The organism is Craterilacuibacter sp. RT1T (assembly GCF_023502145.1).
Classification (GTDB): Bacteria; Pseudomonadota; Gammaproteobacteria; order Burkholderiales; family Chromobacteriaceae; genus Craterilacuibacter.
Genome location: NZ_JAMFLI010000005.1, coordinates 1 through 14,090 on the forward strand (window position 1 = coordinate 1; position 14,090 = coordinate 14,090).

The window sequence follows — 14,090 nt, forward strand, 5'->3', positions numbered from 1 at the left end:
GCCAACCAGACGCTGCTCTTCGTTACCGGCGTACTTAGCACGCTTCAGGTCACGGGACAGGTCCAGCAGGTAACGGATTTCACGTGGGGTGAAGTCCAGCAGACGCAGGTAATTACGGTTCTTCAGGTTGAAAGCCATGATGATTCCCTTATCAATTATTTAGCAGATAACCGTTTTATTATATTCAACGGCTAAACTGAAATACTTATTGGGCAGGCCGATCGAAAAACGATCAGCCTGCAACTTGCTTAAGCGATCAGCCGATTAGATTTTAACTTCGTCACGGATGATTGGGCAGGTCATGCAGTGACCACCGCCACGGCCGCGGCCGAGTTCGGATGCAGGGATCTCGATCACTTCAACACCCGCGTCGCGCATCAGCTTGTTGGTGTAGGTGTTGCGGTCGTAAGCAACAACAACACGACGGTCCAGGGCAACGACGTTATTACCATCATCCCACTGCTCACGCTCACGCTGGAATGCATCACCACCGGTGGTGATAACCTGGATGTCTTTCAGACCCAGTGCTTCTTTAACCACGTCAACCAGATGTACGCCATCGTGACGTTCGAAGCGAACTTCACCTTCTTTGTCGCCAGCGTAGATGCTGGTGCAAACGATTTCGTCTACAACATCCGGGAAGGACGACAGCAGGTCGATATCAAGGAAGGAGAATACGGTATCCAGGTGCATCGCAGCGCGCGACTTAGGCATCTGGCAAGCGATAACGCGAGTAGCGCCACCTTCTTTGCCCAGCACAGCCTTGGCAGTCTGAACAACAGCTTGTGGGCTGGTGCGCTCGCCCATACCGATCAGCACAACGCCGTTACCGATTGGCATTACGTCGCCACCTTCCAGCGTTGCTGGGCCGTGGTCTTTGTCGCTATCACCCCACCATACATTCACTTTACCAGCGAAGTATGGGTGGAACTGATAGATCGATTGCAGAATCAGGGTTTCCTGACGACGTGCTGGCCAGTACATTGGGTTCAGCGTTACGCCTTCATAGATCCAGCAAGATGGATCGCGCTGGAACAGGCTGTTCGGGATCGGTGGCAGGACGAAATCGGAGTTGTCCAGGTAGCCGCCAAACAGGCCTTTAGGGTCGAATGGCAGATCCAGCTTGGCGATACCGCCAATCAGGTGGTCAGCCAGTTGAGCCGATGGCATTTCATCCAGCCAGCTGCGCAGATCGCCCAGCATGCCGATGCCGACGTTGTCAGCCTTAACTTTACGGTCCAGGATCCAGCTACGGGCAGCCTTGTCATCCAGTACGGTACCCAGCGCTTCGTGCGTTTCGAGTACGTGGATGTTGCGGGCGCGCATTTGCTCAACCATGTAGTCGTGGTCTTTTTGAGCACGCTCAACCCAGATTACATCATCAAACAGCAGGCCGTGGCAGTTGTCCGGCGTCAGGCGCTTGTGCGCGAGACCAGGACGGCAAACCATAACACTGTGCAGCTTACCGCACTCGGAATGAACACCAAACTTCGACATCTTGAACTCCTTAAGATTAAGAGCAATCAGTAGGTTTGTTGCGACCCCCACCCGGAGGCCACATAGGTAAAACGGTGTACTCACGGTGGCTGCTGCACAGCAGCCACCTCAGGAAAATCTTGTTACAGCGACAGCGTACCAACGGACAGACCGTAGGCGGCGTAGATGCCCAGTACAACGATCAGAGCAGCCAGGATGGCTTCGCCACCATTGAAAGGCTTCTGACCCTGCTCTTTACGAGCCCATACATAGAACAGCATGCCTGGTGCGTACAGAACCATGGACAGCAGCAGGTATTGCAGGCCTGCCGCGTACAGCAGCCATACGCCGTACAGCGAAGCAATCACCGCAACCAGTACATCCTTGGCAGCCGATTCGCCGGCTTTGTAGCCTTCACCGCGCTGAGCAACCATCAGCGAATACAGTGCGCAGAACAGGTAAGGCAGCAGGATCATGGACGTGGCCAGGTAAACCAGGCTCAGGTACACGGAACCGTTAAAGTAGGTAATGATCAGGAACAACTGGATCAGTGCGTTGGTCAGCCACAGCGAAGCTGCTGGCGAGCCGTTGGCATTGGTCTTGCCGAACACCTTAGGCATCATGCCGTCTTGGGCAGCCAGATACGGGGTTTCACCGGACAACAGGGTCCAAGCCAGCAATGCACCACCTACCGAGATCACCAGACCGGCGTTCATGATGTTGGCGCCCATGGTACCGATCGCGGCTTCCAGCACATAAGCGGTAGACGGGTTCTTCAGTGCAGCCAGTTCAGGCTGAGTCAGCACGCCCAGCGACAGTACCGATACAGCAATCAGCAGCGCGATGGTCAGCAGGAAGCCGATCACGGTTGCCTTGCCCACATCGGACATATTCTGTGCACGGCCGGAGAACATCGACGCACCTTCAATACCGATAAACACCCAAACCGTCACCAGCATGGTGCTCTTAACCTGATCAACCACGCTGCCCAGATCGGCCGAACCCCAGAAGTCGAGATTGAAGGTATCGATCTTGAACGAGAACAGTACGATCGCGATAAACAGCGCCAGCGGCACCAGTTTAGCGATGGTGGTGATGGTGTTGATCATGGCAGCGCCATGCACGCCACGCAGTACCAGGAAGTGCAGTGCCCACAGCAGGGCGGAAGCGCAGATAATCGCGGCACCGGTATTGCCTTCGCCGAAAGCAGGGAACCAGAAAGACAGCGCGGAGAACATCACCACGAAGTAGGCAACGTTACCGATCCAGGCCGAGATCCAGTAGCCCCAGGCCGAGTTGAAGCCGACAAAGTCGCCGAAAGCAGCACGGGCGTAACCATATACGCCGCCGGTCACTTCAGGCTTACGGTTAGCCAGTTGCTGGAAAGCAAAAGCCAGCGCCAGCATACCGACAAAGGTAATCGCCCAGCCAATAATGATGGCACCGGCACCCGCGCCGGAAGCCATATTCTGTGGCAGCGAGAAAATACCGCCACCAATCATGGAACCTACAACCAGAGCAGTCAGGGCACCAAGCTTGAGCTTGGGTGTGCTGCTTTCAGTTTCCGCAGACATGTTTGTTCTCCGTGATTTTGTTAAATAGTAAAGAAACTAAAACTGTTGTTATATTATTAAATTCTGATGCCGCACATCATAACGCCGTCCTGATCACAGCGTCCAGACTAGACAAACCGTTTGTTTGACCTAGATCATTCCCCGCCAAAATCGAATTTTTTTGCGTGCACGTGACTAATTTTTAATCACTGCACTCATTTAAAAAATAAACTCTCTCTTCACGCCGGCCCCACCTGAAAAGACAAATTCCCATTAATAATCAGCCATCTACACAACCCAAAACCATTACCTCAAGTGCATCTATATGCGTACGGAAAACGTCTCGCCCCGGCATAAATGCATACAAGACAAGCATGTGCGTGATAAAAAAATTGACACTACAACACGCAAATCAACGTAAAAATATAAATAAACGTCTCATAAACATAATAAAAATGTCAGCTATCCAAGCCGAACGCCCGCAAAAAATAGGAATTTATTAGCCCTGTCCACCATCGAGCATGACTGCATGCCATGCTGCATAGCCAAACCATGTCGCCCCCACACATGCCAAGGCGATGAACTAATAAAATAAGCACCAATGAGCTTAAACAGAACCCTGCGATGACTGACGCCTCATATCGGCTAATAGCATGGCTAGTCGGCACATAAAAAATGCCATGTCCCCTCATTAGGGCGCACGGCATCTTAAGTAGGTAAATATATCTGACGTAATTACTAAGGCTTGGCACTATCCTTGGACAGGAAAAACGCATCCGAGAAAAAAGCGTCTTCTGGCAAGCTGCGCATATGGGTAAAGCCGGTATGGGCTGCCTCGACCATCACCGGTGCGCCACAGGCGTAGACTTGGTAACCAGAGAGATTGGCAAAATCGTCCAACACCGCCTGATGCACCAAACCCGTCCTCCCCTGCCAGTTGTCGCTGGCCAAAGGCTCGGACAAAACCGGTATAAAGGTGAAATTGGGGTGACGCGCCTGCCAGGAGCCGGCCAACTCGGCCATATACAGATCGGCCAGCGTGCGCGCCCCCCAGTAAAACACCATCGGGCGCAGACTGCCGTGATGCAGGGCGTGCTCGACCATGCCCTTGATCGGGGCAAAGCCGGTACCGCTGGCAAGCAGGATGATGGGTTTGTCCGAGTCTTCGCGCAGAAAGAATGAACCCAGCGGCCCCTTGAAGCGCATGATTTCGCGCGCCTTCATCTGCTTGAATACATAATCGGAAAAACTGCCACCGGCCTGATGGCGCACATGCAGTTCGATAAAGGCATCATCGTGCGGCGCATTGGCAATCGAGAAACTGCGCCTCTTGCCATCCTTCATCAGGATATCGATATACTGCCCGGCCTTGAACTGCAGACGCTCGGCGGCCGGCAACTTCAACTTCAATACCGCCACATCGTGGATTTTCTCTATGCTGTCCACGCGGCAAGGCAGCGTCTTGATCTGGACATCCCCAGCCCCGGCAACCTCGCGCACCTCGATACAGACATCTCCCTTGGGGCGGGCACAACAAAACAGCGCCATCCCCTGCTCGCGCTCGCTCGCAGGCAGAGCCTTTTCCTGATAACCGCCCTGCTCTACTTCGCCAGCGACGACCTTACCCTTGCAGGCACCACAAGCACCATCGCGGCAGCCGTAAGGCAGGGCCACACCCTCGCGCAAAGCGCCTTCGAGTATGGTTTCATGTGCTTCAACATTAAAGGTGTGTCCGGACGACATCACCTTGACCCGATTTGTCATTGCTTTCCTCGACTTCAATCCAGCTACAATATGCGCTATGCAAACACTGCTTATCATCGGCTTTGGCGACATCGCCCGCCGCGCAAGCCTCACCCTCCTCAAACACTGGCGCGTACTGGCCATGGTCAGAAGCCAGGAGGGTGTCGATGCGGCACACCACTTGGGGATCACGCCAGTGATGGCGGATCTGGATGATCGCGACTCGCTGACACGGCTTGCTTCACTGGCAGACAAGGTGCTTTATTGTGCACCGCCCGCCAACGAAGGGCATACCGATCAGCGCATGCGCCGCTTTTTATCTGCACTAGCTCAACCCAAAAGCATAACACAGCACCTGGTCTACATCAGCACCAGCGGCGTCTACGGGGATGCAGGGGGTGATTGGCTGGATGAAACTCATACGCCGGCACCCGGCTCTGATCGCAGCCGGCGGCGACTGAATGCCGAGCAACAATTACGCCGCTTTGCCATCCGCCAAGGCGCCAGCCTCACCATTTTGCGCACACCGGGCATTTACGCGGCAGATCGCCTGCCGCTGGCGCGCATTCTTAATGCCACGCCCGCCATAAGCCATGAGCAAGACAGCTGGAGCAATCACATCCATGCAGATGATCTGGCTCTGCTGTGTGCCGCAGCACTCAAGCGCCCACACGGAATACGCGTCTACAATGCCTGTGATACGCAGCCGACACGCATGGGAGACTGGTTTGATCTGCTGGCCGATGCACATGGTTTGGCACGCGTACCGCGCCTGCCACGCGCAGAAGTCAGGCAGCGTGTGTCGCCCCTGATGTGGTCATTTCTGGCCGAGTCACGCCGCCTGAGCAACCTGCGCATCCAGCGTGAACTGGGGGTTACCTTGCAATGGCCGGATGTCCAGCACTGGCTGACACACTACCGCGCGGCGCAGGACGGGGCCGATAAGCACTAAAGCGGCCTCGCCATCCTAGGCCGCTTTCGGTAACATCGCGTTTTTTCGCAGTTTTTGGCTCTGAGAATCATGGAAAATCCGGCTTACCAGCGACACATCCGCAGCTTTGTCCTGCGTCAGGGGCATTTGACCCAAGCGCAACAACGCGCCATGGACGAAGGCATGCCCAAGTGGGGCATCAACTACCAGAACGCTGTCCTCGATCTGGATCAAGCATTCGGTCGCAGCGCCCCGAAAATTCTGGAAATCGGTTTCGGCATGGGTACGGCTACGGCAGAAATTGCTGCCGGCAACCCTGACAAAGACTATCTGGCCGTGGAGGTTCACTCGCCCGGCGTGGGCAATCTGCTCAAACTGATCGATGAACAAGGCCTTGGCAACCTGCGCATCATCCGCCACGATGCCGTCGAAGTGATCGACCATATGCTGGCTGACGCCAGCCTTGACGGCATCCATATTTTCTTCCCCGACCCATGGCACAAGAAGCGCCATAACAAGCGCCGCCTGATCCAGAGCCCGCTGATTGCCAAGCTGGTCAAAAAACTCAAGCCGGGCGGCTATCTGCACGCCGCCACCGACTGGGAAGACTACGCGCTTCAAATCATGGAAGTATTCAGTGCGGACGGCGAGCTGGAAAATACGGCAGAGGCCTACGCGCCACGCCCCGACTACCGCCCACTGACCAAATTCGAAGCGCGCGGCATCCGTCTGGGTCATGGCGTGTGGGATGTGATCTTCCGTCGTCAAGCCACAAGCTAAACACACAGGCGACAGGCATGAAATAAAAGGCTGCCCCGGGCATTGGGTGCAGCCTTTTTTCGTCGAGCCGATCAGTTGGCCGATAAAGGGCGCGCAGCCAGCAAAGCCTCGATATCCGGCAACAACTCGTGCGGCGCCACTGCCGGCTCAAAACGCATCACCACCCTCCCCTGCCTGTCCAGCAGGAATTTGGTGAAATTCCACTTCACCGGATGCGGGTGCGACGTATCGGCTTGGGTGAGCCAGCGCCACAAAGGATGCGCATCCGGCCCGTTGACATCGACCTTGGCAAACAGCGGAAAACTGACGCCATAGCGGCTCTGGCAAAATGCCGCAATCACCGCCTCGGCATCCGGCTCCTGAGCGCCGAACTGATTGCAGGGAAAGCCCAGCACCACCAGACCCTGTTCGCCGAAATGGCGATAGAGCTCTTCCAGTCCTTCGTATTGACGGGTATAGCCGCACTCGCTGGCGGTATTAACGACCAGCACCACCTTGCCGGCCAGATCAGACAGGCAAAGCTCACGCCCATCAATCAGCCGTGCAGAGAAGTCTTTCAAGCTATGCATGGCGCTCACTCCTTCACGTATAATTTTCCGTCTACCACAGTGGACGACACCATGTTCAATCCTAGCCGTCAGGACGCCCGCCGCTTTTTCTTCGACACCTGGGCCAAGCATCAAACCGCTCTTGCGCTCTCCGATCTGGAGAAAATCGCCCTCGCCACCTTGCTGGCCCATCCCGAATACCATCACATCGTAGACAATCCGCAAGACTATCTGGAGCAGGAATGGACACCCGAAATGGGGGAAAGCAATCCTTTCATGCATCTGGGCCTGCATATGGCGATAGAAGAGCAGCGTACGATAGACCAGCCCTTCGGCATCCGCGCACTCTATGCCCAGCTCGCCCTGCGCCATGGCGATGAACACCGCGCTCAGCATGACATGATGGAATGCCTGGGTGAAATGGTCTGGCATGCCCAGCGCTATGGCGGCGGCCCTGATGTCAACCGCTACATCAGCTGCGTGCGCGGCAAGCTGGGCTTGGGAGAAGAAGAGGCGCCACGACTCAACCCCAACGAGATCACGCCCTAGCCCTCAAATCAGAACCGCCCTTTACCCAAGGCGGCGGCAAATCGATTAAAGCCGGCACCGGCACGTAGTGCCGGCAGCCCGATCAAACCACCCGGTTCTGCCTCCCCCCTGCCACGAATGAAGCCATATTGGCGACCAATTGGCTCGCCAGACGGCTCATCGCCTCTTGACTGGCCCAGCCCACATGCGGCGTGACAATCAGGTTGGGCAAGCGTGCGCGCAATAGCGGATTATCGCTGCGCCCGGGCTCCTCGCTTAACACATCAAAACCCGCCCCGCCTAATTGGCCGTACTTGAGCGCAGCCACCACCGAAGCTTCATCCACCAGACCGCCACGCGCGGTATTGATCAAAATGGCGCCCGGCTTGACCCGCATCAGCTCAGCCTCGCCCAGCATGCCGCGCGTATCATCCGTCAAGGGGCAATGCAGCGACAAGACATCCGATGTCGTCAGCACCGTATCGAAATCGGTATAACCATCACGCACGCTAGCCGCGCCACGACGCTCGGTGAAGACCACCTCCATACCGAAAGCACGGGCGCGCATGGCCATCGCCTGCCCGATACCACCATGACCGAATAATCCCAACCTTGCGCCGGCCACATCACGAACTGGCGAACCGAACAGGCAAAAGCTGGCGGACTTTTCCCACAAGCCGGCCGCCACATCACGCTGATAGGCAGGCAGATTGCGCCGCAGTGCCAGCATCAGCATAAAGGCGTGCTCGGCCACCGCATCATCGCCATAGTGCCGGATATTGGCGACCGCCACGCCTTGCGCCTGGCAGGCGGCAAGGTCGATATGATTAACCCCGGTCGCCGCCACGGCCACCATCTTGAGCCGGGGCAAAGACTGCAGAGCCGCCGCATCAAGGGGAACCTTGTTGCTAATCACGATATCGGCAGCAGAGGCGGCAGACAACAACTCGGAAGGAGAACAGGAAGGAAATTCTTGCCAAGTATGCGGGAAGTCAGGCTTAGGCACCGGGACAGGCAGGCTGCCCCGGTCAAGAAAAACAATGTGAGGAATCATTCAGCGCTCATAGGTAATGATGGAGCGATAGGCATGCCAGGTAGACAGGCCGATCAGCGGAATCAATACCATCAGGCCGATGAAGTAGGTGGCAAAACCTATCGCAGTCAGAATCACGATAATAGCGGCCCAGCACACCATCGTCATCAGGTTCTTGTGTACGGCTTGCACACTGACGGCCATGGCGGAGATCGTGTCGATTTCCTTGTCCAGCATCATCGGAATGGCAATCACGCTGACGGCAAACACCACCACGGCAAAGATCAGCCCGGCACCAAAGTAGGCAATCAGGAAGGCCAGATGTTCCGGCGACCATGCCTCAGCCACCAGCAACGCCAGCGTCGGTGCCGAGGTGTCGTAAAACAGGGCGAACATCAAAAGCGATACGCGAAACCAGCCGAACACCAGCACCGCCAGCAAGGCGGCATACAGGGTAAAACTGGGAATATTGGCTCGCCAGGCCAGCATGCTGTGAGCCAGATTGACACGCGTTCCCTTGAAGATCTCCAATTGGCGGGCGATATCATAAAGGCCGATCGCCAAAAACGGCCCGGCCAGCAAAAACAGCGCCGCCAGCGTAATCACGACTTCGGGGGCATCCTTGAAATAGAACACCAGCAAATAGCCCATGATGACAAAAACGGCACCGTAAAAAACGGCATCGGCCGGCGCTTTTTTCAGATCGCGCCAGCCGAGTTTGAGCCAGTTGAAAGTATCGGCAGGCGATACATGGTGCACGACCGGATGGTCGCGCGACGGCAGGTGGGTGATGTCCATCATGAGTCCCCTTTTTCAAGGCGTGGGTGAAGCGTCTAGCTTCGTTATATGCAAGGAAACTCAGACTGTCGGCATTTTTCTTTCCCTGACCCGACAGGCCTTCAGGCTTATGTGTAAAATCCTGTTTTTGAGCGATGCAAAAGGAAGAAAAGATCATGAGCCAGGAACTGATCATTGAAGACGTGGTATTGGGTGAAGGCGCAGAAGCCGTTGCCGGCCAGGATGTGACCGTACACTACAGCGGCTATCTGACCGACGGCAGCAAATTCGACTCCAGCCGCGACCGCTACCAGCCTTTTTCCTTCCCGCTGGGCGCAGGCCATGTGATCAAGGGCTGGGATCTGGGGGTACAGGGCATGAAGGTTGGCGGCCAGCGCAAGCTGACCATCCCGGCTGAACTTGGCTATGGCGCACGTGGTGCCGGCGGTGTGATTCCGCCCAACGCAACCCTGGTGTTTGACGTAGAACTGCTGTCGGTAGGCTGATACATTAGGCCTGACAAACAAAAAGCCACCACGCAAGCGTGATGGCTTTTTTACATTTTAAAAACAGCTCAGGCCTTGCGCTTGCGCCAATACCAAAGACCGCCAAGCACCAGACCCAGCAGTGCCAGCACCGCCAGAATGCCGTACTGGCCACGATGTACCCACACCATCAGCTGATCGATATTGGAAGCGCCAAAGTGTCCCAGATACACCCATACCGGCACCGAAATCAATGCGGCAAAACCATCCAGTAGCAAGAAGCGCCAATACGGAATACGCCGGGTCATGCCGGCGGTCAGAAAGATGGGAGAGCGCAAGCCCGGCAAAAAGCGCGCGACAAACAACACCCAGTTGCCGTATTTGGAAAACTTCTCCTGCACCGCCTCAAAGCGTTCCTTGGTCAGGATACGGGCAATAGGCCTAAATTGCAGTACGCGGTCACCGAACACCCGCCCTATGGTGAACATGATGCCATCCCCGATCAGCACCCCCGCCATACCAACGGCAAACATGGTATGCACATCGGTATAGCCAAGGCCGGAAATGATGCCGCCCGCGACCAGCGTCACATCCTCGGGGATGGGCAGGCCGAAACCGCACAATAACAGCACCAGAAAAACGGCCAGATAGCCATACGATGCAAATAGATCGAGTAAGACCTGAAGGATGTCCATGTCAGTAAAGTGCGCTCATGCCGTTAGCCGGAAGCATAAATGGGGTGCACAGCCAGCTTGCCCCCATCCATAAACAGCGGCTTATAATATCACACCTCCTCCGATGAAAAACCGACATGACACGCCCGATCCGGCTAGAGATCGATCTCGCAGCGATCCGCCACAACTATCAGCACTCCAGACAACAAGCACCTGGCGCACGCGCCTACGCCGTCATCAAGGCAGACGCCTATGGTCATGGTGCACTCGAGGTCGCGCAAGCACTGGCCGGCATCGCTGACGGTTTTGCCCTGTTAAACCTTGAGGACGCACTGCGCCTGCGCCGCGCCGGCATCCAGCAGCCAATGACGCTGCTGGAGGGGGCTTTCGATCTGGAAGACACGGTACGCATGGCGGAAAACCGCATCGCCGGTGCCGTACATAGCCCGCATCAGATCGCCTGGCTGGAACAACTGGAGTCCGATTTGCCATTCGAGGCCTGGCTCAAGGTCAATAGCGGCATGAACCGTCTGGGTTTCCAGCCGGAGGCCGCATCTGCCGCCATGGACAGGCTGCGCGCCCACCCTGCCATCAAACTCAGCACCATCATGACCCACTTCGCCACGGCAGACGATGCGCGCGGCGTGGCCGAGCAATGGGAAAAATTTGAGCCGCTCGCCCGCGCCTCAGGCCTGGCCATCAGCGCCGCCAACTCGGCCGCGACCTTCCGCCATGCACACACGCACGGCGATGCGGTCCGCCCCGGCATCACGCTTTATGGCTGCTCGCCGTTTGACGACGTTAACGGGCCAGAACTGGGACTCAAACCCGGCATGACGCTCTCGGCCGACATCATTGCCGTCCAGCACATCCAGCCTGGCGAAATCGTTGGCTATGGCGCGACATTCCAGGCTGAACGCCCCATGCGCATCGGCATCGTGGCCTGCGGCTATGCTGATGGCTATCCGCGCATCGTCCCCAGCGGTACGCCGGTACGAGTCGATGGCCAGCCCTCCGGCACGGTCGGCCGCGTATCCATGGACATGCTGGTCGTCGACCTAAGCGCCCTGCCCGAAGCGGACATAGGCAGCCGCGTCACATTGTGGGGCCAGGGTTTACCGATAGAAAACATCGCCCGTGCGGCAGGCACGCTAGGGTATGAGCTGATGTGCGCAATCTCGACCCGCGTACCACGCCACTATCTGCCGGCCTGAGCCCTCAGGCCGCAGCCAAGAAAAATCCCGCGATAATATCGCGGGATTTTTTGTGTAAAACCCTTAGCCTTAAGCCGCCGCTTCTATCGCCCCGGCAATCTGTTTGGCACAGCGTTCGGCCAGGCCCAGTTCATCCGCCTCCACCATCACCCGGACCACCGGCTCGGTGCCGGACGGGCGCAAGACCACGCGCCCGCGACCGGACAGCTCGCTCTCGGCTTCGGCCAGTGCTGCGGCCGAAGCCTGCTGCCAGTCCTGACCTTTCAAACGCACATTAATCATTTTTTGCGGGAAAGGCTGCCAGTCGCGGCAAATATCCAACAAATCCTTGTCCAGCTGCATCAGGCTGGCAAACACTTGCAGACAGGAAATAATGCCGTCGCCGGTTGTATGCTTGTCCAGACACAGAACATGGCCGGAAGCTTCGCCACCCAGCTGCCAGCCATTGGCGTGCAGCAGCTCCAGCACATAGCGGTCACCGACCTTGGCACGGGCAAACTCGATGCCGCGCTCTTTCAGCGCCAGCTCCATGCCCATATTGGTCATCACGGTGCCGACCACGCCACCCTTCAGTTCGCCGCGCGCGGCACGTGCCCGGGCAATCACATAGATCAGCTGGTCGCCGTCATACACCTGACCATGGCGATCGACCATGATCAGGCGGTCGCCGTCACCATCCAGCGCCACGCCATAATCGGCCTCATGCTGCAGCACCGCAGCCTGCAAGGTTTTGGGGTAAGTGGCCCCGACCTTGTCGTTGATGTTCATCCCGTCCGGATCACAGCCTATCGTAATGACTTCGGCACCCAGTTCATGAAAGACATTCGGCGCAATATGGTAGGTCGCGCCATGGGCGCAATCCACCACCAGCTTCATGCCCTTAAGATCCAGCTCGTTGGGGAAGCTGCTCTTGCAAAATTCGATATAACGCTCGGCTGCACCATCAATACGGCGTGCACGCCCCAGTTCGCGCGAAGGCTTGGTTTCCAGCGGCTGATCCAGCATGGCCTCGATTTCCAGCTCAAGCGCGTCATCCAGCTTATTGCCGCCTTCGGCAAAGAACTTGATTCCGTTATCCTGGAACGGATTATGCGAAGCCGAAATCACCACCCCGGCTTCCAGACGCAGGGCGCGGGTGAGGTAGGCAATACCCGGTGTCGGCAAAGGGCCGGTCAACAGTACATTGACGCCAGCGGCGGTAAAGCCGGCCTGCAGCGCCGCTTCCAGCATATAGCCCGAGATGCGCGTATCTTTGCCTATCAGCACCGAAGGGCGATGGCTGCCATCATGGTTTACCAAAACACGGCCGGCAGCATAGCCCAGCTTCATCACAAATTCAGGTGTAATCGGCGCCTTGCCGACTTCTCCGCGTACACCATCCGTCCCAAAATATTTGCGGCTCATTCTCTTGCCCTTCGCTTGCTAAGCCGGCATCAGCCCGGCTGGATAAATGACGGTCTATTTTCTCACGACACGGTAGATGACGTCATGCTATCTAGTGCCGCCCATACCTGCAAAGCCTGCTGTGTGGCCTTCACATCGTGTACGCGAATAATCTTGGCGCCGCGCCGCGCCGCCTCCATCGCGGCGGCCACACTGGCTCCAAGGCGCTGGGCAGGCTCGGCTTCGCCGGTAATGGCACCCAACATGGACTTGCGCGACAGACCCACCAATAAAGGCACGCCGGCACGCTGCTCGACCTGGGGCAGCTTGGCCAGCAAAGTCAGGTTATGCGCCAGCGTCTTGCCAAAGCCAAAACCCGGATCGGCCAGAATGCGCTCGCGCACCACGCCGGCCTGCAAACACAGCGCCACGCGACTGGCCAGATAGGCGCCCACTTCGGCCACCACATCTTCGTATTCAGGCTTTTGCTGCATGGTGCCGGGGTTGCCCTGCTTGTGCATCAAGCAAATGCCCACCGGTGCCTTGGCGACCAGAGGCAGCGCGCCCTCGTCTTCCAGCGCAGAGACGTCGTTGATCAGATCGACTAGGCCCGCATCCAGTGCCGCCTGCATCACCGATGCGCGCCGGGTGTCGAGCGAAACAGGCACGCCCAGTTCGCGCACCGCCTCCAGCACCGGAGCCACCCTCGCCCACTCATCCTCAGGCGACACATAAGGCGCGCCCGGACGGGTCGATTCGCCGCCGATATCGAGAATGCCGGCACCGTCGGCCAGCAGTTGCCGCGCATGCAGCAAGGCGGCATCGCTGCGATCAAAACGGCCGCCATCGGAAAACGAGTCCGGCGTGACATTCAAAATGCCCATGATCAAGGGGCGGGAAAGATCCAGGGCAAAGCGCCCGCACTGGAAAGTCGTCATTAGAGGATTCAAGCGGAAAACTTACAT

14 protein-coding genes and 1 pseudogene are annotated in these 14,090 nt (G+C 57.2%); 5 read left to right on the plus strand and 10 right to left on the minus strand.

The window, feature by feature from the left end:
- The 4 genes and pseudogenes from M3P88_RS09250 to M3P88_RS09265 form a co-directional block, all read right to left on the minus strand.
- A pseudogene (locus M3P88_RS09250) lies at positions 1-138 on the minus strand (ornithine carbamoyltransferase); the annotation flags it as partial.
- Between the two features lie 126 nt (positions 139-264).
- Positions 265-1,497: an arginine deiminase gene (locus M3P88_RS09255; protein ID WP_283773162.1), complete on the minus strand. Its 1,233-nt coding sequence runs from the start codon at positions 1,495-1,497 to the stop codon at positions 265-267.
- A 122-nt stretch (positions 1,498-1,619) separates the two neighbouring features.
- The gene (gene arcD / locus M3P88_RS09260; RefSeq protein ID WP_249615768.1) at positions 1,620-3,050 is read right to left on the minus strand and encodes an arginine-ornithine antiporter; all 1,431 of its coding nucleotides are present in this window, start codon (positions 3,048-3,050) and stop codon (positions 1,620-1,622) included.
- Positions 3,051-3,767: 717 nt separating this feature from the next.
- Positions 3,768-4,793 (minus strand): CDP-6-deoxy-delta-3,4-glucoseen reductase, encoded by a 1,026-nt coding sequence (locus M3P88_RS09265; RefSeq protein WP_249615769.1) that lies wholly within the window; start codon positions 4,791-4,793, stop codon positions 3,768-3,770.
- A 37-nt stretch (positions 4,794-4,830) separates the two neighbouring features.
- Between M3P88_RS09265 and M3P88_RS09270 the strand changes: the two genes are divergently transcribed.
- On the plus strand, positions 4,831-5,724 hold the full coding sequence (locus M3P88_RS09270; protein WP_249615770.1) for an NAD(P)H-binding protein: 894 nt from the start codon (positions 4,831-4,833) through the stop codon (positions 5,722-5,724).
- A 69-nt stretch (positions 5,725-5,793) separates the two neighbouring features.
- On the plus strand, positions 5,794-6,483 hold the full coding sequence (gene trmB / locus M3P88_RS09275; RefSeq protein WP_249615771.1) for a tRNA (guanosine(46)-N7)-methyltransferase TrmB: 690 nt from the start codon (positions 5,794-5,796) through the stop codon (positions 6,481-6,483).
- A 71-nt stretch (positions 6,484-6,554) separates the two neighbouring features.
- On the opposite strand, the gene M3P88_RS09280 is transcribed toward trmB, so the two are convergent.
- Positions 6,555-7,052: a glutathione peroxidase gene (locus M3P88_RS09280; RefSeq protein WP_249615772.1), complete on the minus strand. Its 498-nt coding sequence runs from the start codon at positions 7,050-7,052 to the stop codon at positions 6,555-6,557.
- A 51-nt stretch (positions 7,053-7,103) separates the two neighbouring features.
- Between M3P88_RS09280 and M3P88_RS09285 the strand changes: the two genes are divergently transcribed.
- Positions 7,104-7,580: a DUF1841 family protein gene (locus M3P88_RS09285; protein ID WP_249615773.1), complete on the plus strand. Its 477-nt coding sequence runs from the start codon at positions 7,104-7,106 to the stop codon at positions 7,578-7,580.
- Positions 7,581-7,662: 82 nt separating this feature from the next.
- On the opposite strand, the gene M3P88_RS09290 is transcribed toward M3P88_RS09285, so the two are convergent.
- Both M3P88_RS09290 and M3P88_RS09295 read right to left on the minus strand, forming a co-directional pair.
- Positions 7,663-8,613 (minus strand): D-2-hydroxyacid dehydrogenase, encoded by a 951-nt coding sequence (locus M3P88_RS09290; protein WP_249615774.1) that lies wholly within the window; start codon positions 8,611-8,613, stop codon positions 7,663-7,665.
- On the minus strand, positions 8,614-9,393 hold the full coding sequence (locus M3P88_RS09295) for a DUF2189 domain-containing protein (RefSeq protein ID WP_249615775.1): 780 nt from the start codon (positions 9,391-9,393) through the stop codon (positions 8,614-8,616).
- A gap of 152 nt (positions 9,394-9,545) precedes the next feature.
- Here M3P88_RS09295 and M3P88_RS09300 point away from each other — a divergent pair, with 152 nt between their 5' ends.
- Entirely contained in the window at positions 9,546-9,875 is a 330-nt protein-coding gene (locus M3P88_RS09300) for an FKBP-type peptidyl-prolyl cis-trans isomerase (RefSeq protein WP_124735157.1), read from the plus strand.
- A gap of 68 nt (positions 9,876-9,943) precedes the next feature.
- Here M3P88_RS09300 and M3P88_RS09305 read toward each other — a convergent pair whose 3' ends face one another.
- A complete protein-coding gene (locus M3P88_RS09305) occupies positions 9,944-10,549 on the minus strand; it encodes a DedA family protein (RefSeq protein ID WP_249615776.1) in 606 nt (201 codons plus the stop codon).
- Positions 10,550-10,665: 116 nt separating this feature from the next.
- Between M3P88_RS09305 and alr the strand changes: the two genes are divergently transcribed.
- The gene (gene alr / locus M3P88_RS09310; RefSeq protein ID WP_249615777.1) at positions 10,666-11,742 is read left to right on the plus strand and encodes an alanine racemase; all 1,077 of its coding nucleotides are present in this window, start codon (positions 10,666-10,668) and stop codon (positions 11,740-11,742) included.
- Between the two features lie 69 nt (positions 11,743-11,811).
- Here alr and glmM read toward each other — a convergent pair whose 3' ends face one another.
- Positions 11,812-13,146, minus strand: coding sequence for a phosphoglucosamine mutase (glmM, locus tag M3P88_RS09315; protein ID WP_249615778.1), 1,335 nt, complete (start codon positions 13,144-13,146; stop codon positions 11,812-11,814).
- Positions 13,147-13,208: 62 nt separating this feature from the next.
- Positions 13,209-14,063 carry a dihydropteroate synthase gene (gene folP, locus M3P88_RS09320; RefSeq protein WP_249615779.1) on the minus strand — a complete coding sequence of 285 codons (855 nt, stop codon included), beginning with the start codon at positions 14,061-14,063 and terminating at the stop codon, positions 13,209-13,211.
- Positions 14,064-14,090 lie beyond the last annotated feature (27 nt).

What these genes read in the sequence shown, in the direction of transcription:
- arcD (WP_249615768.1), bottom strand. Translation starts at nt 3,050, where the DNA reads ATGTCTGCGGAAACTGAAAGCAGCACACCCAAGCTCAAGCTTGGTGCC.
- M3P88_RS09305 (WP_249615776.1), bottom strand. Translation starts at nt 10,549, where the DNA reads ATGGACATCCTTCAGGTCTTACTCGATCTATTTGCATCGTATGGCTAT.
- M3P88_RS09285 (WP_249615773.1), top strand. Translation starts at nt 7,104, where the DNA reads ATGTTCAATCCTAGCCGTCAGGACGCCCGCCGCTTTTTCTTCGACACC.
- M3P88_RS09300 (WP_124735157.1), top strand. Translation starts at nt 9,546, where the DNA reads ATGAGCCAGGAACTGATCATTGAAGACGTGGTATTGGGTGAAGGCGCA.
- M3P88_RS09290 (WP_249615774.1), bottom strand. Translation starts at nt 8,613, where the DNA reads ATGATTCCTCACATTGTTTTTCTTGACCGGGGCAGCCTGCCTGTCCCG.
- M3P88_RS09270 (WP_249615770.1), top strand. Translation starts at nt 4,831, where the DNA reads ATGCAAACACTGCTTATCATCGGCTTTGGCGACATCGCCCGCCGCGCA.
- trmB (WP_249615771.1), top strand. Translation starts at nt 5,794, where the DNA reads ATGGAAAATCCGGCTTACCAGCGACACATCCGCAGCTTTGTCCTGCGT.
- M3P88_RS09295 (WP_249615775.1), bottom strand. Translation starts at nt 9,393, where the DNA reads ATGATGGACATCACCCACCTGCCGTCGCGCGACCATCCGGTCGTGCAC.
- alr (WP_249615777.1), top strand. Translation starts at nt 10,666, where the DNA reads ATGACACGCCCGATCCGGCTAGAGATCGATCTCGCAGCGATCCGCCAC.
- M3P88_RS09255 (WP_283773162.1), bottom strand. Translation starts at nt 1,497, where the DNA reads ATGTCGAAGTTTGGTGTTCATTCCGAGTGCGGTAAGCTGCACAGTGTT.
- folP (WP_249615779.1), bottom strand. Translation starts at nt 14,063, where the DNA reads ATGACGACTTTCCAGTGCGGGCGCTTTGCCCTGGATCTTTCCCGCCCC.
- glmM (WP_249615778.1), bottom strand. Translation starts at nt 13,146, where the DNA reads ATGAGCCGCAAATATTTTGGGACGGATGGTGTACGCGGAGAAGTCGGC.
- M3P88_RS09265 (WP_249615769.1), bottom strand. Translation starts at nt 4,793, where the DNA reads ATGACAAATCGGGTCAAGGTGATGTCGTCCGGACACACCTTTAATGTT.
- M3P88_RS09280 (WP_249615772.1), bottom strand. Translation starts at nt 7,052, where the DNA reads ATGCATAGCTTGAAAGACTTCTCTGCACGGCTGATTGATGGGCGTGAG.